Annotated in this window: 20 protein-coding genes and 1 tRNA gene; 8 read left to right on the top strand and 13 right to left on the bottom strand. The window is 73.6% G+C overall.

All coding sequences use genetic code 11. From position 1 onward, the window contains the following. Positions 1–100: 100 nt before the first annotated feature. Positions 101–631, bottom strand: a complete 531-nt coding sequence (locus DKT69_RS32510) for a YbhB/YbcL family Raf kinase inhibitor-like protein (protein ID WP_109805246.1) — start codon at positions 629–631, stop codon at positions 101–103. 77 nt (positions 632–708) lie between these two features. On the opposite strand from DKT69_RS32510, the gene DKT69_RS32505 reads away from it, so the two are divergent. Beyond that, on the top strand, positions 709–936 hold the full coding sequence (locus DKT69_RS32505; RefSeq protein WP_109805245.1) for a hypothetical protein: 228 nt from the start codon (positions 709–711) through the stop codon (positions 934–936). Positions 937–938: 2 nt separating this feature from the next. Here DKT69_RS32505 and DKT69_RS32500 read toward each other — a convergent pair. After that, a tRNA-Ser gene (locus tag DKT69_RS32500) sits at positions 939–1,027 on the bottom strand. A 98-nt stretch (positions 1,028–1,125) separates the two neighbouring features. Between DKT69_RS32500 and DKT69_RS32495 the strand changes: the two genes are divergently transcribed. Both DKT69_RS32495 and DKT69_RS32490 read left to right on the top strand, forming a co-directional pair. After that, a complete protein-coding gene (locus DKT69_RS32495; RefSeq protein ID WP_109805244.1) occupies positions 1,126–1,665 on the top strand; it encodes an AAA family ATPase in 540 nt (179 codons plus the stop codon). 9 nt (positions 1,666–1,674) lie between these two features. Next, positions 1,675–2,649: an NAD(P)H-quinone oxidoreductase gene (locus tag DKT69_RS32490; protein ID WP_109805243.1), complete on the top strand. Its 975-nt coding sequence runs from the start codon at positions 1,675–1,677 to the stop codon at positions 2,647–2,649. A gap of 4 nt (positions 2,650–2,653) precedes the next feature. On the opposite strand, the gene soxR is transcribed toward DKT69_RS32490, so the two are convergent. Next, the gene (gene soxR / locus DKT69_RS32485; protein WP_109805242.1) at positions 2,654–3,115 is read right to left on the bottom strand and encodes a redox-sensitive transcriptional activator SoxR; all 462 of its coding nucleotides are present in this window, start codon (positions 3,113–3,115) and stop codon (positions 2,654–2,656) included. A gap of 46 nt (positions 3,116–3,161) precedes the next feature. Here soxR and DKT69_RS32480 point away from each other — a divergent pair, with 46 nt between their 5' ends. Beyond that, positions 3,162–3,863 carry a thiamine pyrophosphate-binding protein gene (locus tag DKT69_RS32480; RefSeq protein ID WP_109805241.1) on the top strand — a complete coding sequence of 234 codons (702 nt, stop codon included), beginning with the start codon at positions 3,162–3,164 and terminating at the stop codon, positions 3,861–3,863. A gap of 2 nt (positions 3,864–3,865) precedes the next feature. Beyond that, positions 3,866–4,759 carry a transketolase family protein gene (locus DKT69_RS32475; RefSeq protein ID WP_109805240.1) on the top strand — a complete coding sequence of 298 codons (894 nt, stop codon included), beginning with the start codon at positions 3,866–3,868 and terminating at the stop codon, positions 4,757–4,759. 107 nt (positions 4,760–4,866) lie between these two features. Here the strand turns inward: DKT69_RS32475 and DKT69_RS32470 are convergent, their stop codons facing one another. Continuing rightward, positions 4,867–5,574, bottom strand: a complete 708-nt coding sequence (locus DKT69_RS32470) for a glycosyltransferase family 2 protein (protein ID WP_109805239.1) — start codon at positions 5,572–5,574, stop codon at positions 4,867–4,869. A 988-nt stretch (positions 5,575–6,562) separates the two neighbouring features. Here DKT69_RS32470 and DKT69_RS40330 point away from each other — a divergent pair. Beyond that, the gene (locus DKT69_RS40330) at positions 6,563–7,480 is read left to right on the top strand and encodes a ricin-type beta-trefoil lectin domain protein (RefSeq protein WP_236648493.1); all 918 of its coding nucleotides are present in this window, start codon (positions 6,563–6,565) and stop codon (positions 7,478–7,480) included. 45 nt (positions 7,481–7,525) lie between these two features. Here DKT69_RS40330 and DKT69_RS32460 read toward each other — a convergent pair whose 3' ends face one another. The 6 genes from DKT69_RS32460 to DKT69_RS32435 all read right to left on the bottom strand — a co-directional run bounded on the left by DKT69_RS32460 (position 7,526) and on the right by DKT69_RS32435 (position 13,362). Further along, a complete protein-coding gene (locus DKT69_RS32460; RefSeq protein WP_109805238.1) occupies positions 7,526–8,137 on the bottom strand; it encodes a hypothetical protein in 612 nt (203 codons plus the stop codon). 55 nt (positions 8,138–8,192) lie between these two features. Continuing rightward, positions 8,193–9,716: a sensor histidine kinase gene (locus DKT69_RS32455; RefSeq protein ID WP_109805237.1), complete on the bottom strand. Its 1,524-nt coding sequence runs from the start codon at positions 9,714–9,716 to the stop codon at positions 8,193–8,195. Then, positions 9,709–10,401, bottom strand: coding sequence for a response regulator transcription factor (locus DKT69_RS32450; RefSeq protein ID WP_109805236.1), 693 nt, complete (start codon positions 10,399–10,401; stop codon positions 9,709–9,711). Before DKT69_RS32450 ends, DKT69_RS32455 begins: the two co-directional genes overlap by 8 nt. A 69-nt stretch (positions 10,402–10,470) precedes the next feature. Next, on the bottom strand, positions 10,471–10,983 hold the full coding sequence (locus tag DKT69_RS32445) for a hypothetical protein (RefSeq protein ID WP_109805235.1): 513 nt from the start codon (positions 10,981–10,983) through the stop codon (positions 10,471–10,473). Positions 10,984–11,111: 128 nt separating this feature from the next. Continuing rightward, positions 11,112–12,104, bottom strand: a complete 993-nt coding sequence (locus DKT69_RS32440) for a phosphotransferase (protein WP_109805248.1) — start codon at positions 12,102–12,104, stop codon at positions 11,112–11,114. A gap of 85 nt (positions 12,105–12,189) precedes the next feature. Then, positions 12,190–13,362, bottom strand: coding sequence for a thiolase family protein (locus DKT69_RS32435; protein WP_109805234.1), 1,173 nt, complete (start codon positions 13,360–13,362; stop codon positions 12,190–12,192). Between the two features lie 116 nt (positions 13,363–13,478). On the opposite strand from DKT69_RS32435, the gene DKT69_RS32430 reads away from it, so the two are divergent. Further along, positions 13,479–13,919 (top strand): PH domain-containing protein, encoded by a 441-nt coding sequence (locus DKT69_RS32430; RefSeq protein WP_236648492.1) that lies wholly within the window; start codon positions 13,479–13,481, stop codon positions 13,917–13,919. Positions 13,920–13,927: 8 nt separating this feature from the next. Here the strand turns inward: DKT69_RS32430 and DKT69_RS32425 are convergent, their stop codons facing one another. Continuing rightward, positions 13,928–14,875: a rhomboid family intramembrane serine protease gene (locus tag DKT69_RS32425; RefSeq protein ID WP_109805233.1), complete on the bottom strand. Its 948-nt coding sequence runs from the start codon at positions 14,873–14,875 to the stop codon at positions 13,928–13,930. A 25-nt stretch (positions 14,876–14,900) separates the two neighbouring features. Continuing rightward, positions 14,901–15,431, bottom strand: coding sequence for a peptidylprolyl isomerase (locus tag DKT69_RS32420; RefSeq protein ID WP_109805232.1), 531 nt, complete (start codon positions 15,429–15,431; stop codon positions 14,901–14,903). An 84-nt stretch (positions 15,432–15,515) separates the two neighbouring features. On the opposite strand from DKT69_RS32420, the gene DKT69_RS32415 reads away from it, so the two are divergent. Then, positions 15,516–16,322: a hypothetical protein gene (locus DKT69_RS32415; RefSeq protein WP_109805231.1), complete on the top strand. Its 807-nt coding sequence runs from the start codon at positions 15,516–15,518 to the stop codon at positions 16,320–16,322. A 76-nt stretch (positions 16,323–16,398) separates the two neighbouring features. Here the strand turns inward: DKT69_RS32415 and corA are convergent, their stop codons facing one another. Further along, positions 16,399–17,457, bottom strand: coding sequence for a magnesium/cobalt transporter CorA (gene corA, locus DKT69_RS32410; protein ID WP_375373547.1), 1,059 nt, complete (start codon positions 17,455–17,457; stop codon positions 16,399–16,401). Positions 17,458–17,771: the final 314 nt, after the last annotated feature.

Below are 17,771 nucleotides of genomic sequence, written 5' to 3'. Positions count from 1 at the left end.
GCCCCCTCCCGCGATCTTGCACTCTGGGGCCCCGGATTCGCGGCTCATGTCCGCTCTGCCGGGGCCACCAGTGCAAGATCGCGGGACTTGGGGGCGCGGGTTAGTCCTTGAGCTGGTACGTGGGGCGGATTACGGCGCGGGCGAGGGTGTGGAAGGCGAGGTTGAAGCCGACGAAGGCGGGGCTGGCGTTCTTGCCGACGTCCAGGCGCTCGACGTCTACGGCGTGCACGGCGAAGACATACCGGTGCGGGCGGTCACCGGGCGGCGGGGCGGCGCCGCCGTAGCCGGTGTCGCCGTAGTCGTTGCGGATGCTGAAGGCGCCGCCGAGGTCGCTCTCCTTCACCCCGGTGGGCAGCTCGGTCACCGAGGCGGGTACGTCCACCAGCACCCAGTGCCAGAAGCCGCTGCCGGTCGGGGCGTCCGGGTCGAAGCAGGTCACCACGCTCTTCGTCCCGTCGGGGAAGCCCGACCAGGCCAGCTGCGGGGAGACGTTCTCGCCGCCGGCGCTGCCGTGCGCGTACCGCGCCTCCATCGGCTCGCCGTTGTGCACGTCGTCGCTGGTGAGGCTGAACGACGGCACCGTGGGCAGCAGCTCGTACGGGTCCGGGGCGATCGGTCGTTCCAGGGTCATCGAAACGGGTCCTTCCGGGTGCGCGCTTTTCCTGCGCCCCTTCATACCCCGTCGACGCGCCGCTTCGAACCGAAAGCGTGTCGTGTCCGGCCCCATGGCGTGAAACCATCGCGGGTAGCGGGCGGAGCGTCGCCGCCGCCCGGCTGACCGACGGACGGGTCCTCACCGACGGGACGTGCCGGTTCTGGTTCAGCGTGCCGGCCGGCCAGGACGGCTCCCGCCTGCTGGTCGTCGGGCGGGACGGCGGGGCATACACCGAGGCGGGCCTGAACGGCACGCTGGTGATGGTCCGTCTCGGCGGTTGACGCGGAGGGTGTGGGATTCGAACCCACGAAGGACATCGCTGCCCTTACCGGTTTTCAAGACCAGCGCCATCGGCCACTAGGCGAACCCTCCCGGGCCACGCCCCCCGCAGGGTACGCGACCGTGCCTAGTCTGCCACGGGCGCTCGGTCGGGCGAGCCGCCGTCCCACCATCACTGGCACGATGGCCGGATGTGGGAGACCCCGGCGGTGGTGCTGATCACCGGGATCATGGCGGCCGGCAAGTCCACTGTGGCCGAGCTGCTGGCCCGCCGGGTGCCCCGCTCGGTGCACCTGCGCGGCGACGTGTTCCGCCGGATGGTGGTGAACGGACGGGCGGAGATGACCGCGCAGCCGTCCGAGGAGGCGTGGCGGCAGCTCAGGCTCCGGTACGAGCTCGCCGCGACGGTGGCCGACCGCTACGTCGGGGCAGGCTTCACCGTCGTGCTCCAGGACGTGGTGCTGGGGGCGGACCTGCCGGCCATGGTCGCGCGGGTCCGGCACCGGCCGCTCGCGGTGGTGGTGCTCGCGCCGCGCCCGGAGGTGGTCGCGGTCCGCGAGCGGGACCGGCCGAAGAAGGCGTACGGCGACTGGCCGGTGGCGGACCTGGATGCCGGGTTCCGGTCCGACACCCCGCGGATCGGGCTCTGGCTGGACACCTCGGACCAGACGCCGGAGCGGACGGTGGCGGAGATTCTGGCCCGGGCGTGGACGGACGGCCGGATCGGGTAAGACTGGGCCATGCGCGCGATCACGATTCCGGAACCCGGCGGACCCGAGGCACTCGTCTGGGCGGAGGTGCCGGATCCGGAGCCCGGCCCGGGCGAGGTGATCGTCGACGTGCGGGCGAGCGCGGTGAACCGGGCGGACCTGTTGCAGCGGCAGGGGCACTATCCGCCACCGCCGGGGGCGCCCGCGTACCCCGGCTTGGAGTGTTCCGGGGTGATCGGCGCGATCGGTCCCGAGGTGACCGGCTGGACGGTGGGCCAGGAGGTCTGCGCGCTGCTGGCCGGCGGCGGGTACGCCGAGCGGGTGGCCGTGCCGGCCGGGCAGCTGCTGCCGGTGCCGGCCGGCGTCGACCTGGTCGAGGCGGCGGCCCTGCCCGAGGTGGCCTGCACGGTCTGGTCGAACGTCGTCGCGCTGGCCCGGCTCACGAAGGGTGAGACGCTGCTCGTGCACGGCGGCGGCAGCGGGATCGGCACCTTCGCCATCCAGCTCGGCGCGGCCCTCGGGGCGATCGTGGTGGTGACCGCGCGGGCGGCCAAGCACGAACGGCTGCGCGAGCTGGGCGCCGCGCACACGATCGACTACCGCGAGCAGGACTTCGTCGAGGAGGTCCGTCGGGTGACCGACGGCCGGGGCGCGGACGTGATCCTCGACATCATCGGCGCCGCCTACCTGCCGCGGAACGTGGCGGCGCTGGCGACCGGCGGTCGTCTGGTGGTGATCGGCATGCAGGGTGGCCGCAAGGGCGAGCTGGACCTGGGCGCGCTGCTGGCCAAGCGGGCCTCGGTGGCAGCGACGGCGCTGCGCTCCCGCCCGCTGGCCGAGAAGGCGGAGATCGTCCGGGGGGTCCGCGAGCAGGTGTGGCCGCTGGTGGAGTCCGGGGCGATCCGCCCGATCGTGGACCGCCGGCTGCCGATGGCCGACGCGGCCGAGGCGCACCGCCTGGTGGAGACCAGCGACCACCTGGGCAAGGTGCTGCTCGTCGGCTGACCGCTCAGTCGGACGCGGCGTCGGCGCCGGGGCGGGCCAGCATCAGCCGGGCACCCGGGCCCTCCGCGGCCAGCGCGTCCTCCGGGTTGTAGAGCGTGCAGCGCTGCAGCGACAGGCAGCCGCAGCCGATGCAGCCGTCCAGGTCGTCGCGGAGCTTGCCGAGCAGCCGGATCTTCTCGTCCAGCCGGTCCCGCCAGGCCCGGGAGAGGGCGGCCCAGTCGTCCGGCGTCGGGGTACGCGACGACGGCAGCGAGTCCAGCGCCTCCCGGATCTCCTCCAGCGAGACGCCCACCTGCTGGGAGATCCGGACGAACGCCACCCGGCGCAGCTCGGTGCGGGCGTACCGGCGCTGGTTGCCGCCGGTGCGCTCGGCCCGGATCAGGCCGAGCCGCTCGTAGTAGCGCAGCGCCGAAGGGGCGACCCCGCTGCGGGCGGAGAGTTGCCCGATGGTGAGTGATTCGTGCATCACACGACCTTGAGTTGAAGTGAGCTTCAGGTCGCAGGCTAGCCGCATGACGACGACGACCGCCACCGACCCCGTCACGCTCGGGGCGCTGCTGGACCGGATCCGGGCCGGCCGCGAGTTCGGTGCCAACGTGTACTCGACGCTGGACGTGCTCCAGGTGCTCTACGACCGGGTGCTGCGGATCACCCCGGCGACGATCGACGACCCGGACCGGGACCGCTTCCTGCTCTCCAAGGGGCACGCGGTGGCCGGCTACTACGCGCTGCTCGCCGCGAAGGGGTTCATCCCGGTGGAGTGGCTGGACGACCAGGGCGGCCCGGAGAGCCGGCTCGGCGACCACCCGGACCGGCTGCTGGTGCCCGGGGTGGAGATCGGCTCCGGGTCGCTCGGCCACGGGCTGGGCCTCGGCGTGGGCACCGCGCTGGGCCTGCGGGCGCAGGGCCGGCTCGACCCCCGGGTGTACGTGCTGCTGGGCGACGCCGAGCTGGACGAGGGCTCCAACCACGAGGCGATCGCGTACGCCGGGGCGACCGGGCTGGCGGGGCTGGCGGGGCTGACCGCGATCGTCGTCGACAACCGCTCGGCGAGCCACGGCTGGCCGGGCGGCGCGGCGAGCCGGTTCACCGTCAACGGGTGGACCGCCGCGACCGTCGACGGGCGCGACCACGAGGCCCTGCACACCGCCCTCACCGGGCACGACAACCACCGGCCGCACGTCGTCGTCGCGGTCGTCGCAGAAGAGGAGTGATCGTGCGCGACACCTTCGTGACCAGCGCCACCGCACTGCTGGACGACCCCCGGACCACTATCGTGCTGGCCGACATCTCGGCCGCCGCGTTCGCCCCGGCCGCCCTGCGCCACCCCGATCGGGTGCTCAACGTCGGGATCCGGGAGCAGCTGATGGTGGGTGTGGCGGGCGGGCTGGCGCTGACCGGGCAGCGCCCGATCGTGCACAGCTACGCCCCCTTCCTCGTCGAGCGGGCGTACGAGCAGATCAAGCTCGACCTCGACCACCAGGGCGTCGGGGCGGTGCTGGTCAGCGTCGGCGCGTCCTACGACCGCGCGGCGGCCGGCCGTACCCATCTGGGCTCGGCGGACGTGGCCCTGATCGACACGCTGCGCGACTGGACGGTGCACGTCCCCGGCCACCGGGACGAGGTGCCCGGGCTGCTCCGGGACGTGGTGTGCGGGCAGGACTCGGCGTATCTGCGGCTCTCCACCCAGAGCAACGCCCGCGCGTACCCGGACGCGGGTGACCTTCGGGTGCTGCGCGACGCCGGTCCGGGCGCCCCACTGCTGGTCGCGGTCGGGCCGCTGCTCGACGCGGCGCTGGCCGCCGTGGAAGGGCTGCCGGTCACCGTGGCGTACACGCACCGGCCGCGACCGTTCGACACCGCGGGTCTGCGGGCGCTGGCCGGCGCCGAGGTGATCCTGGTCGAGCCCTACCTGGCCGGCACGTCCGCCCGGGTGGTCGGCGCCGCGCTGGCCAACCGGCCGCACCGGCTGCTCGCCCTCGGCGTGGGCCGCGAGGACCTGCGCCGCTACGGCTCGGCCGAGGACCACAGTCGCTGGCACGGCCTGGACGCCGCCGGCCTGCGCCGGTCGGTCGGCGAATTCCTCGCCGCGGTGCCGGCGCCGGCCTGATCGGCCGGGGCGGGCCGGCGGAGGGAGGCGGAAAAAGCGGGACCCCGCGCCTGGGTCGAGCCGGGGCGACGGGGTCCTGCGGTGGTTCGTGCGGGCGGGGCCCGAGGTCAGCGCCGGGCCGTCCCGGCCGGGCGGCGGCGGGCGCGCTCCCGGGCCAGGATCCAGATCGCCTCGACGCCGTCCTTCCAGGTGATCTTCTTGCCCTCCTCGCGGCCGCGGGCGCGGTAGCTGATCGGCACCTCGTACGGGCGGATCCGCTGACGCAGCAGCTTGCCGGTGACCTCCGCCTCCATGCCGAAGCCGCGGGAGCGGATCTGGAGCGAGCGGTAGAGCTCGACCGGCATCAGCTTGAAGCAGGTCTCCAGGTCACCGATGTAGGAGTTGTAGAGCACGTTGGCGGCCAGGGTGACGCCCTTGTTGCCCACCACGTACCAGAAGCTGTAGGAGCTGTGGCTGCCGAACGTCCGATTGCCGTAGACGACGGTGGCCCGGCCGTCGAGGACCGGCTCCAGCAGGCGCGGAATGTCCTGCGGGTCGTACTCGAGGTCGGCGTCGAGGATGACCATGTACTCACCCTCGGCGTTGTCGACGGCCGTCTTGATGGCCGCGCCCTTGCCGGCGTTGCGCTGGTGGGTGATCACCCGCAGCCGCGCGTCGTCCACTCGGCCGAGGACCTCCGAGGTGCCGTCTCGGCTGCCGTCATCGACGACGACGAGCTCGATCTCACACGGGTAGTCGACCGCCAATGCCTGCTTGAGGGCATCCGCGATTCGTTCTTCCTCGTTGTAGACCGGCATGAGGATCGAGAGCTTCACGGGAGATCTCCACGGTGGGGACAGCAAATCGGCCCTAGCGTAGCCTGGCTCTTCGTCGCGGTGCAGCCCGCCACCTCCCCATCGGGCCAGGGGCGCCGGGCGGTCCGACCTCGATGATTTCCGGCGGAGCGTTCGGAACCGCCCTGCTCAGGGCGCGACGCGGTGAAGCGCGGAAGCGGTCGCGGTGCCCGTCGAGCGGCGCCGCCGGCCCGAAGCGCACCACTCGGCCCTGCGGTGCCGGCCGTCCGGTCAGCCGCGACCGGCCCCGGGTACCGACCCGGACCCGCCACCCGCCCGATCTGTCGGAAGAGTTCCCTTCCGCACCGGGGCGCAAGCTTTCCGAGACGCACCCACATCTCTCCATCGGCCGGCTACCTTCCGGTAACTCAATCGACATCCCACGATTGAGCCGAAAGGAGCGCGTCGATGCTTGGTACCCCGGCCAGGCGCGTACGGACGACTCGACGGCAGGCCCTGGCCGTCCTGTCCGCCGCCGCCCTCGCCCTGCCGATGCTCGTCGGACCGGCCTCCCCCGCGGCCGCCGCCGACCGTCCCGCCGTCCAGCCGCTCCCGACCGCCCTCGAGACCGTCCGCGCCGCCGAGTCCACCGCGCTCTACGGCTCCCCCGACATCCGCCCGCTGGAGCAACGCCGCACCGCCCTGGTGACCATGGGCGACAGCGAGATCTCCGGTGAGGGGATGGGCAACTACGTTCCCGGCACCCACCAGGACGGCAACTGGTGCGACCGCTCGTACGACCAGGCCGTGTTCCGTACCGGCATCCCGGCCGACGAGAGGTACAACCTGGCCTGCTCCGGCGCCAAACGGCGACGGCACCATCCAGTTCGGACCCGTCGCCACCGACTGTGCGATCCGTCGCGTCTTCTTCCAGGGCGCGTGCTACCCGACGTACACCGACCAGTGGACGATCCGCACCGACGGCAGCCGGCGCGCGGTCGAGGAGGCGATCACCTCGATCCGGCAGACCATGACCGGGGCCGGCTACCTGCGCTCGGACTACGAACTGGTGCTGATGTCGTACCCGAGCCCGGGCAGCCCGGACGTGGAGGACAACCCGGGCTTCCCCGGCTGGTATGCCGGCGGCTGCCTGCTCTACCTTGCCGACGCCGCGTTCGCCCGGAACAAGGCGGTGCCGCTCTTCGAGTCGGCCCTGCGCGCGGCGGCGACGAACACCGGCACCCGCTACCTCGACGCCAGCCGGCTCTTCCACGGCCACGAGGTGTGCACCGACAACACCTCGGTCCGCGGCCTCTACATCGAGGTCGGCATCTGGGACGAGAACGCCGCCCGGCAGTCGTTCCACCCCAACTACCGCGGGCACGGCATGTTCGCCCAGTGCATCACCCGGTTCTGGAACTCCGGGCAGGAGAAGGCGACCTGCGTCGACCCGGCCAGCACCGGCCAGGGCGTGCTCCAGCCCGGGCTGATGGAGTTCAGGCAGCTCCGCAACGCGGCCACCGGCACCTGCGTGGACGGCAAGGGCTACGACTCGCGCAACGGCACCGTCCAGCAGTCGTACGCCTGCCACGGCGGCCGTAACCAGGGCTTCTGGTACGACCCGACCCGGCAGTCGCTGCACTCGGAGCTCTCCCACGACCGCTGCCTGGACGTCTCCGGCGGGTCGCTGACCTCCGGCACGGCGGTCAACATCTACGACTGCCACGGCGGGCCCAACCAGCAGTTCGTCTTCGCCGGCAGCCAGCTCAAGCCGGCCGGCGCGACCAACCTCTGCGTGGCGTTCGACAACCCGTGGCTGGGCACCCCGCGGCTGCGGCTGGCCAGCTGCTCCACCAGCACCCGCCAGCAGTGGTCCTTCGAGTCGCGGTCGTTCGCCAACCCGGTGGGCTACGGCCACGACGACTTCATCGGCTCCCGGGTCTACTGACCCCGGCGACCGGGCCCCATCCCCGTGGAGGGGCCCGGTCGGCCGTCAGTTCTGCTTGAACGGGACCACGACCAGCCGGGCCACGCCGCCGTCGCCGTCCTTGGCGCCGGCCACGCCGACCGTGGTGCCGACCTTGACGTCCGTCGACTGGATCGTGGTACGCCGCTCGACCACCCGGAGGTCGTCGCCGAAGGTCCAGGTCATGGTGAAGCCGTCGGTCGACTTGACGGTCATGGACTTCGCGTCGATCCCGGTCACCTGGCCGCGCTGGACTGCGACGGTCTTCGTACCGCCGTCCCTGGTCTGGACCACGACCTCGCCGTGCAGGGTGTTCTTGCGCAACAGCACCCGGGCTCGGTGCCGCTTGCGCCACTCCTGGCCGCGATCACCGCGCTTGTCCTTCGGACCGGCCGAGGTGGACGGCTCCGGCTCGGCGGAGGACGACGCGGGCGCGGCGACGGGGTCCACGTCCAGGTCGGCGGCGTCGAAGCCCAGCGCGGCGAGCGCCTGACCGTCCGCGCCCATGGCGGCGGCGACCTCGACCGCGGTCTCCTTCGCCGAATCCTGGGCCAGTCGGGCCGGGCCGCAGCCGGCGAGGCCGAGCGCGGCCGCCGCGAGCAGCGCGGTGACGCCGGTGACGATTCCCTGACGTGCCATCAGTGTTCCTCTCGTCCGTGGAGCATCAGCGTCCCGCGTTCCGGCGAGCGGACCGTCAGCCCGGTGTACGGGTCAGGTAAGGATCTCCGGGCAGCCGGACGGTGAAGGCCGCCCCGCCCTCCGGCGCGTGGCCGGCGGCGATGTCGCCGCCGAGCCGGCGGACCAGCCCGGCGGCGAGCGCCAGCCCGAGCCCGCTGCCCACCTTGCGCACCCCCCGGTACCGCTGGTGCAGCGCGCCGCGCTCGAAGGCCACCGCCAGGTCGTCGTCGGTGAAGCCCGGTCCGCCGTCGCGGACCTCGACGATCCCGCCGGCGGCCGGGTCCGCGCCGGCCGGCCGGGCCGCGAGCACCACCGGCGCCCCCGGCGGTACGACCCGCAGCGCGTTCTCCAGCAGGCCGTCGAGCACCTGCCGGATCCGCCCCGGGTCGGTGTACGCCGGCACCGGCCCGGACGGCACCTCCAGCCGGAACGTCACCCCGAGCGCGGCGCACCGGTCGGACCAGGTCCGTTCCGCCTCGGCGGCCAACCGGGCCAGGTCGACCGGGACCGGTTCGAGCGGGAGGTCGGCGGCCTCCAGCCGGGCCAGCGACAGCAGGTCACTGACCAGCCGGTCGAGGTGCTCGGCCTCGGCGAGCATGGTCCGGCCGGTGTCGGGCACCCCGTCCGCGTCGATCACCCCGTCGGCGAGCGCCTCGGCGTAACCGCGGATCGCGGTCAACGGGGTGCGCAGCTCGTGCGAGACCGAGAGCAGGAACTCGCGTTGCCGCCCCTCGCTGGTGGCCAGCGCGGCGGCCAGGCCGTTCAGCGCGTACGCCAGGTCGGCCACCTCGTCCGGCGGCTCGACCGGTACGCGTACCGCCCGGTCCCCGGCGCGCAGCCGGGCGGCGGCGGTGGCCGCGGTCCGGATCGGCCGGGCCAGTCGGCGGGCGAGCAGCAGCCCGGCCGCCACCCCGGCGGCGAGCCCGGCCAGCAACGGGAGCCAGAGGCTGCGCAGCACCTGCCGCCACGGCCCGCTGCTGGTGGCCCGGGTCAGCACGACGCCGTCGCCGCCGGGCAGCGCCCGCCCCTCGACCAGGGCCCGCTCGCCGTTCACCAGCCGCCGCCCGGAGACGTCCTTGCCGGTCGCCACCCGGGTCACCACCTGCCGGGGCAGGCCGGGGCGGTCCACCTGACCGGCGCGGACGACGTACACGTCGATGTCCTGCTGGCGGAGCTGGCGGATCAGCCGGTCCCCGGCGTTGTCCCGCTGCCGGGCGGGGCGGACCCGCAGCACGTCGGCGGCGAGGCGGGCCTGGGCGGCGAGGGCCGCCTGGTCGCGCCGCTCCGCGCCGCGTACCGCGAGGGGGACCGCGACCAGCGCGGTCACCAGCACCGACACCAGCGCGACCGCGCAGGTGACCAGCACCGCCCGGGTGGTCAGGGTGCCGGCGAACCGCGGGCGCGCGGGCGTCGGCGCGGAACCCGGCCCGATCACCGGCAGGGCGACGGTCGGCTGGTGCGGTCGGCCCGGCCCCGGGGCGGGCTGCGGGCCGACCGGTCGCTGCGGGTGGGTCGGCGGCGGGCCGGCGGGATCAGGCATCGGCCGCGTACCCGACGCCGCGGTGGGTGCGGATCACGCTGGCCGGGCCCAGTTTGGCGCGGACCTGCGCCACGTGCACGTCCACGGTCCGGGTGCCGGCGTGCGCGGCGTACCCCCAGACACCGGCGAGCAGTTCCTCCCGGGTGAACACCCGGCCCGGCCGGGCCATCAGGTGGGCGAGCAGGTCGAACTCGGTGGAGGTGAGCTGGACCGGGGCGCCGGCGGCGGTGACCGTCCGGCGGGCCGGGTCGAGGACGACCGGGCCGACCACCCGGGGCTGCTCTGCCCCGGCCGGCGCCCCGGCCGATCGGCGCAGCACCGCCCGGACCCGGGCGACCAGCTCGCGCGGGCTGAACGGCTTGGTCACGTAGTCGTCAGCGCCCAGTTCCAGGCCGACGATCCGGTCGACCTCGTCGTCCCGGGCGGTGAGGAAGATGACCGGGGTCCAGTCGCCGGCCTCGCGGAGCCGCCGGCAGACCTCCGTCCCGGCCAGGCCGGGCAGCGCGATGTCCAGCACGCACGCCACCGGGCGCAGCCGCCGCGCGGCGGCGAGGCCCCCGACGCCGTCCCGTTCCAGATGTACGCCGAACCCGTCCCGGGTCAGGTAGAGCCGGACCAGGTCGGCGATGGCCGGCTCGTCCTCCACCACGAGGACGAGCCCACGCTGCGCGGTGTCGGCGGTCACCGGCCCATGATTACCGACCGGCGGGCGTCCGGGACGTCCGGGGAACGTTCGGGTTCGGTAAGGACCCGGTCAGCGCACCGGCGCCGGGCGGAACGCGGCCGGCCGGGCGGCGAGCGGCGGCTCGCCGATGGTGGCGACCAGTCGCTCCGCGGGCGTCCGCAGGCGGGTACGGAAGGCGTGGTTGAGCAGCGCGTCGAGCTGCCAGACCTGCTTCGGGTGATGGGTCCGGATGAGGAACCGCTCGCGGGCCCCGTCGATCGCCGTGGCGGCCAGCTCGACGCTGTGCAGGCGCGGGTCCGGGCTCCAGGTGACGTTGCTCAGCTCGCGCAGCTCGGTGTTGAGGTGGAGCCGCAGCCGGTGCAGCACCCGGGTCTGCTGGGTGACCACCAGGCGGCGGTGGGTGAGGAGCATCAGGTAGTCGCCGCCGACCGGGTGGTCGGGGCGGCTGCACCGGGTGACCAGGATGGTGGCGTCGCCGGAGCCCACGCACCGGCGGAAGATCGGCATGTGCCGGCTGACCGTCTGGGTCGCCAGACCGGTCTCGGCGGCGGCCGGAAGGAACGTTCGGGAGAAGACGTCCATGCAATGTGCAACGACGGCTGACCAAGCGTGACATGGGTCACAGCAAATTTCTGGAACTTCCATCCGTGCAAATCGCACGCGGTGTCCGACATCGGGACCGCCGCCGGCCGGGGCGGCACCGGCCAGGGTCAGACCGGCAGGTCGGCGAAGAGCTCGCCGAGCCAGCCGGGGACGGCCGACGCGTACTCGGCGCGGGCCGGGTCGGTGGACCGCAACGCGCGCCGCCAGGAGAGCGACCGGCTCACCGTGGCCACCCGCATCGCCAGGCCCGCCACCTCGCGCAGCGTCGCCCGGTCGTGCCGGTCGGTCCACGCCTCCAGGTACGCGTCCCGCAGCCGGATCAGCGCCGGATCACCCGGGGCCAGTTCGCCGGCGTACGCCACCGAGCGCAGGGTGACCAGCAGGGTGCCGAAGGGGTGGGCGACCGAGGCGTCCCCCCAGTCGAAGAAGCGGTACCCGTCGTCGCCGACGAAGACGTTCCCGTCGTGCAGGTCGTCGTGCTGGACGGTGGCCGGCACGTCCACCTCGGCCAGTCGACGGCACACCGCCGCGAACTCCGGCCGGTACGCGCGCAGCCGCTGGTGCAGCTCCGGGGTGAGGCCGTCCGGCTCGCCGAGGAGCAGCGCCTCCTCGTCGTCCAGCAGCCGGTCGAACAGCTCGGGCATCAGCTCCGGCCGCTGGTCCGGCACGCCCCGGTCCAGCAGTCGCCACGCGTGCGGGGCGACCGCGACCTGGAGTTCCGCGTACGCGGGCAACACCTGTGCCCAGTGCGTGACGTCCCGCTTCCCGGCCAGCGTGTCGCGCAGGCTCGGGCCCCCGTCGGGCAGCAGCGACCAGCCCCGCTCGACGTCCACGGCGATCGGGTCGAGCACCGCCCCGGCGCAGAGCCGGGGCAGCTCGGCCAGCAGCGCGGCCTCGTACCGGGTGCCGGGGTTGTTGGCCTTGAACCAGAACGGGCCGGCGTCGGTGGGCACCTGCCACACCAGCGACCAGGGCCGGACCCGGGACTCGACCGGGCCGGTCACCCGGTGACCGTGGGCGGCCAGCGCGTCACGGACCCAGGCGAGCGCGTCGTCGCGCCGCGGGTCGGTCGACCAGTCGCTGGCATCGGTGCGGGTCATCGTCACGTCCCGCAGAGTAGGGGTCGACCGGCCCTGCGGCGAGGCCCTTTCCGGGCCGGTCAACCGGGGCCCGGGTGGGGGCCGGTCAGAGGAGCTCGACGATGGTGGCGTTGGCCATGCCGCCACCCTCGCACATGGTCTGCAGGCCGTAGCGGATGCCGTTGTCCCGCATGTGCTGGAGCATGGTCGTCATGATCCGGGCGCCGGACGCGCCGAGCGGGTGACCGAGGGCGATCGCCCCGCCGCGCGGGTTGAGCCGCTCCGGGTCCGCCTCGGTCTCCGCCAGCCAGGCCAGCGGCACCGGGGCGAACGCCTCGTTCACCTCGTACACCCCGATCTCCTCGATGCCCAGCCCCGCGCGGCGCAGCGCCTTCGCGGTGGCCGGGATGGGGGCGGTGAGCATGGAGACCGGGTCGTCGGCGGCGACCACGGCGGTGTGCACCCGGGCCAGCGGGCGCAGCCCGTGCCGGCTGGCCCACTCGCTGGTGGTGACGGCGAGCGCCGCGGCACCGTCGGAGATCTGGGACGCGGACCCGGCGGTGACCACGCCGTCGGCCCGGAACGGGGTGGCCAGCTCGCCGAGCTTGGCCAGCGAGGTCTCCCGGCGGATGCCCTCGTCGGCGGCGAACTTCCCGCCGTCGGCGAGCGCCACCGGGGCCAACTCCGGGTCGAACGCGCCCGCGTCCTGCGCGGCGGCCGCCTTCTCGTGGCTGGCCAGCGCGAACTCGTCGAGCTGCGTGCGGGAGAAGCGCCAGCGCTCGGCGATCAACTCGGCGCCGACGCCCTGGTTGAACGGGAGCGGGGAGTCCTGGGCGACGCCCTCGACGCCCCGGTAGCGCTCCAGGATCTGGCCGCTGAACGGCACCCCGCCGGCCACGCTGGAACCCATCGGCACCCGGGTCATCGACTCCACACCACCGGCGACCACCAGGTCGGCCTGACCGGACAGGACGGTGGCGGCGGCGAAGTGCAGCGCCTGCTGGCTCGACCCGCACTGCCGGTCGACCGTGGTGCCGGGCACCGACTCCGGCCAGCCCGCGGCGAGCACCGCGTTGCGGGCGACGTTCCACGACTGCTCGCCGACCTGCGAGACACAGCCCCACACCACGTCGTCGACCTGGCCGGGCTCGATGCCGGTCCGCTCGGCGAGGGCGCGCAGCACGTGCGCCGAGAGGTCGACCGGGTGGACACCGGCGAGGCTGCCCTTGCGCCGGCCGACCGGGGTCCGTACCGCGCCGACGATGACTGCGTCACTCATGTTTACTCCCCGGTAACCTGGCTGCTCCCGATCCTACGTCGTCACCGGCCGGCCGTCCGCCCCCGGTTCCGTCGCGGCAGCGGGCCGACATCCCGGGCGGCTGGCATGCTGGGGCCGTGCGGTCACAGCCCTTCCCCGTCCACCAGTGGCGGGTGCCGGTGGTCCTGCCGGTGGCCAAGCTGGTCGGCGCGGTCGTCGTGCTCGGGCTCGGGCTGCTCTTCGCCGGTGACGACCGGGTCCAGCCGGTGCTGGCCGGACTGGCCGCCGCCGGACTGGCCGGCTGGGGGCTGCGCGACCTGGTGGCACCGGTCCGGCTGGCCGCGGACTCCGACGGGATCACCGTGGCCCACGGCTTCGCCGGGCACCGTCGACTGTCCTGGCCGGAGGTCGAGGCGATCAGGGTGGATCGGCGTACCCGCCGCGGGCTCACCGCCGAGACGCTGGAGATCGACGCGGGCGAGTCGCTGCACCTCTTCGGCCGGTACGACCTCGACGCGCCGCCGGCCGAGGTGGCCGAGGCGCTCCGGGCGGCGCGGGCCGCCGGCCGGCGCGGCTGAGCAGCGGGTCAGCCGCCGGGCAGCATCCCGGTGCGGACCAGGGCCAGGCCGAGCAGCGCCACCAGGATGATCGCGCCGCCCGCGACCTGGAAGACGGTCCGCCGCATCCGCGGGGCGTACGCCAGGACCAGCGCCATCAGCGCGCCGGTGACCAGCCCGCCCAGGTGGCCGGCGATGGAGATGCCCGGCACGGTGAACGTGAAGACCAGGTTGATCACCAGGATCGGCAGGATCGCCGAGGTGTCCCGGCCCAGCCGCCGCATGATCACGAAGATCGCGGCGAAGAGGCCGAAGATGGCCGTCGACGCGCCGACCGCGGTGCTGTTGGGCGCGCTGAAGAGATAGACCGCCACGTTTCCGCCGAGCCCGGCGATCAGGTAGAGCGCCAGGAAGCGCAGCGGACCGAGCGCCGCCTCCAGCGTCCGGCCGAGCACCCAGAGCGCCCACATGTTGAGCAGCAGGTGCACCACGCCGTAGTGCAGGAACATCGCGGTGACCAGCCGGTACCACTGCCCCTCGGCGATGCCGCCGATCGTGCCGTCGGGGAGGATCGCCTGCCCCAGCACCGCCCCCCAGTCGGTCAGCGGGGTGCCGCCGCCCATCAGGCCGCCGAAGCCGGAGCCGCCGGCCGCCGCGTCCCCGCCCCGGTCCGAGGCGATGGAGAGCAGCATGACCAGCACGTTCAGCGCGATCAGCGTCTTCGTCACGTAGCCGTGACGGCCGGCGGCACCGCCACCGAAGGCGGTACGCGCCGGCCGCACGCTGCGACGTCCCTCGCTGACGCACTCCGGGCACTGGTGCCCGACCGACGCCTCCCGCATGCACTCCGGACAGATCGGCCGGTCGCACCGGCTGCACCGGACGTACGTCTCCCGGTCGGGGTGGCGGTAGCAGACCGGGGTGGTCGGCACCGGCCCGCCGGTCCCGTCACCCGCCTGCCCGGAGCGCTGAGTCATGCAGGCAAAGGTACCCGGGTGGTGCTCAGGACGGCTTGCGCTCGATCTCGACGCGCTCGATGACCACGTCCTGCAGCGGCCGGTCGCTCGGGCCGGTCGGGGTGTTCGCGATCGAGTCCACGACCTTCGCCGACTGCTCGTCCGCCACCTGACCGAAGATGGTGTGCCGGTTGTTCAGGTGCGGCGTCGGCGAGACCGTGATGAAGAACTGCGAGCCGTTGGTGCCCGGCCCGGCGTTCGCCATCGCGAGCAGGTACGGCCGGTCGAAGCGCAGCTCCGGGTGGAACTCGTCGGCGAACGTGTAGCCCGGGCCACCGCGACCGGTGCCGGTCGGGTCACCCATCTGGACCATGAAACCGCTGATCACGCGGTGCGAGATGGTGCCGTCGTAGTACGGCCCGCTGCCCGGCTGGCCGGTACGCGGATCGGTGTACTCACGGTTGCCCTCGGCCAGGTCGACGAAGTTGCGGACGGTCTTCGGCGCGTGGTTCGGGAAGAGCTCCAGCCGGATCGGGCCAGCGTTGGTGTGCAAGGTGGCGTAGACAGCCTCGGCCACGGGTACTCCTCACTCGTTGGTCAGTTCCATACGGATCCTCCCATGTGCCCGATCTGGCAGTGCGGAGGCATCCGAAGGTGGAGGATGACGGAGGAACAACTCCCAGGAGGTGGGACCGTGTTTGGAATCGGGCGACGAAAGACCCAGGGGCAGCTGGCCAAGGCCGAGCTGAACCAGGGCATCGGTCACCTGAGGCAGGCTGCCACGTACGCGGCGAAGGGTGCCGGCGCCACGGTCGGCCCGCGGGTCCAGGCAGCCCGGGGTGCCGTCGCGCCCACCGCGGTCATCGTGCGGGACCGCGCGTCGAGTGGTCTCGCCTCGACGGTCGCGGCGCTCGCGCCGCTGGTCCTGGCCGTGCGCAACGCGCAGGCCGAGACGGCGGGGAAGGCCGTCGCCGGCAGGAGGGCCGCCGCCGCCAAGCAGGTCGCGGTGAGCAAGAAGGTGAAGGCGAAGAACATGAAGGCCGCGAAGAAGAAGCAGAAGAAGTCCCGGGGCGGCATGATGACCGGGCTGTTGGCCGCCGGCACCGTCGCCGGCCTGGCCGGCGCGATGGCCATGCGCCGCCGCCGGGAGCAGCAGGAGTGGGCCGAGTACGACCCGACCGGCAAGCTGGACCCGATGCGGGAGGACGTGGACACCATCGTGGTGGAGACCCCGGACCCCAGCGCCAAGGTGACCGACGCCTCGGCGACGGGCGCCGGCAGCTCGACGGTGGCGAAGGGCGAGAGCGCCTCCACCACCACCCCCGGCCCCCCGCCGGTGATCCAGCCGACCGACCAGGTCCCCTCGGTCGCCGAGGGCGCCCGGGACGTCTCCGGCCGGCCCGCCGACGACGTCACCAAGGCCATTAACAACGGGAAGAACACCGCCAAGGCCAGCGGTCGCCGCTGACCGCGGGGTCACGGAAAGCGCCGGCGCGCGGGATCACCCCGCGTGGCCGGCGCTTCCGCTTGCCGGCCGCCGGCCGTCAGAGCCAGCCGTTGCGGCGGAACAACCGGTACAGCGTGAACGACGACGCCAGCATCAGCGCCCAGACCCCCGGATAGCCGTACGTCCATCCCAGCTCGGGCATGTACTTGAAGTTCATGCCGTAGATGCCGGCGATCGCGGTCCACACCGCGCCGATCGCGGCCCACGCGGCGATCTTGCGCATGTCGTTGTTCTGGTCGACGGTGACCTGGGCCAGCCGCGCCTGGAGGATCGAGTTGAGCAGGTCGTCGTAGGAGTTCACCTGCTCGACCGTGCGGCTGAGGTGGTCCTGCACGTCCCGGAAGTAGCGCCGCACCTCCTGCGGCACCTCCCGGTTGACCTGGGAGGTGAGGGTGAGCAGCGGACGCTGTAACGGCATCACCGCCCGCTTGAACTCCACCAGCTCCCGCTTCATCTGGTAGATCCGCTGGATCCGCCCGGTGCCCTGCCCGTCGAAGACGTCCGCCTCCAGCACGTCCAGGTCGTCCTCGAGCTGGTCGGCCACCTCCAGGTAGAGGTCCACCACCCGGTCGGTGATCGCGTACGCGACCGCCCACGGCCCGTGCAGCAGCAGGTCCCGCTTCGCCTCCAGGTCGGCCCGGACCGGGGCGAGCCGGCAGGCGTCGCCGTGCCGGACGCTGATCAGGAAGTTCGGCCCGATGAAGAGCATCACCTGACCGGTCTCGACCACCTCTGAGTTCTCGGTCAGCTCGGTGTGCTCGCAGTACCGGGCGGTCCGCAGCACCAGGAAGGTGACCTCGCCGAAGCGCTCCAGCTTGGGGCGCTGCTGGGCCTTGACCGCGTCCTCGACCGCCAGCTCGTGCAGCCCGAAGGTGGCGGCGATGGCCGTCATCTCGTCCAGTTCGGGCTCGTGCAGCCCCAGCCAGACGAACCCGTGCCGCTCCCGGCGGGCCGCCGCCAGGGCGTCGGCGTAGTTCCACTCGCCGGGCTGCCGCTCGCCGTCGACGTAGAGGCCGCAGTCCACGATCCCGCTGCGGCCGGGTCCGGCCGTTTCGGCGGTACGGGGGGAGCCGTCGGCGTTGAGCATGCGGGTCATCGCGCGTACCGGCGCGGCCCAGGCGCGCGGCCTGAGCACCCGGCCGCCGTTCTGCGCCGTCGGTCGGCCACGCTCGATCGGGTCGGTCATCCCTCGCCCCCTCCCACCGGTGCTGCTGCGGCTTGCAGGTTACGCCGCCGTCGGCGATCCGCCGCACGGTGAAGGGCCGCCCAGGCGGGCCGGGGCCGACGGACTGCGATCCGGCTCACGGCGCACCCGGCCGCCGCGTCCGGTTCGGGGCGCGGCGCGACCCGGTGACCGACCGGCGTGGGTGGGGCGCCGGGTGGGCCGGCCGCGTCAGGGGGGTGAGGGGC

Source organism: Micromonospora sicca (assembly GCF_003172935.1).
In the GTDB taxonomy this organism is placed as follows: Bacteria; Actinomycetota; Actinomycetes; order Mycobacteriales; family Micromonosporaceae; genus Micromonospora; species Micromonospora sicca.
This window is presented reverse-complemented; position numbering and strand designations above follow the sequence as displayed.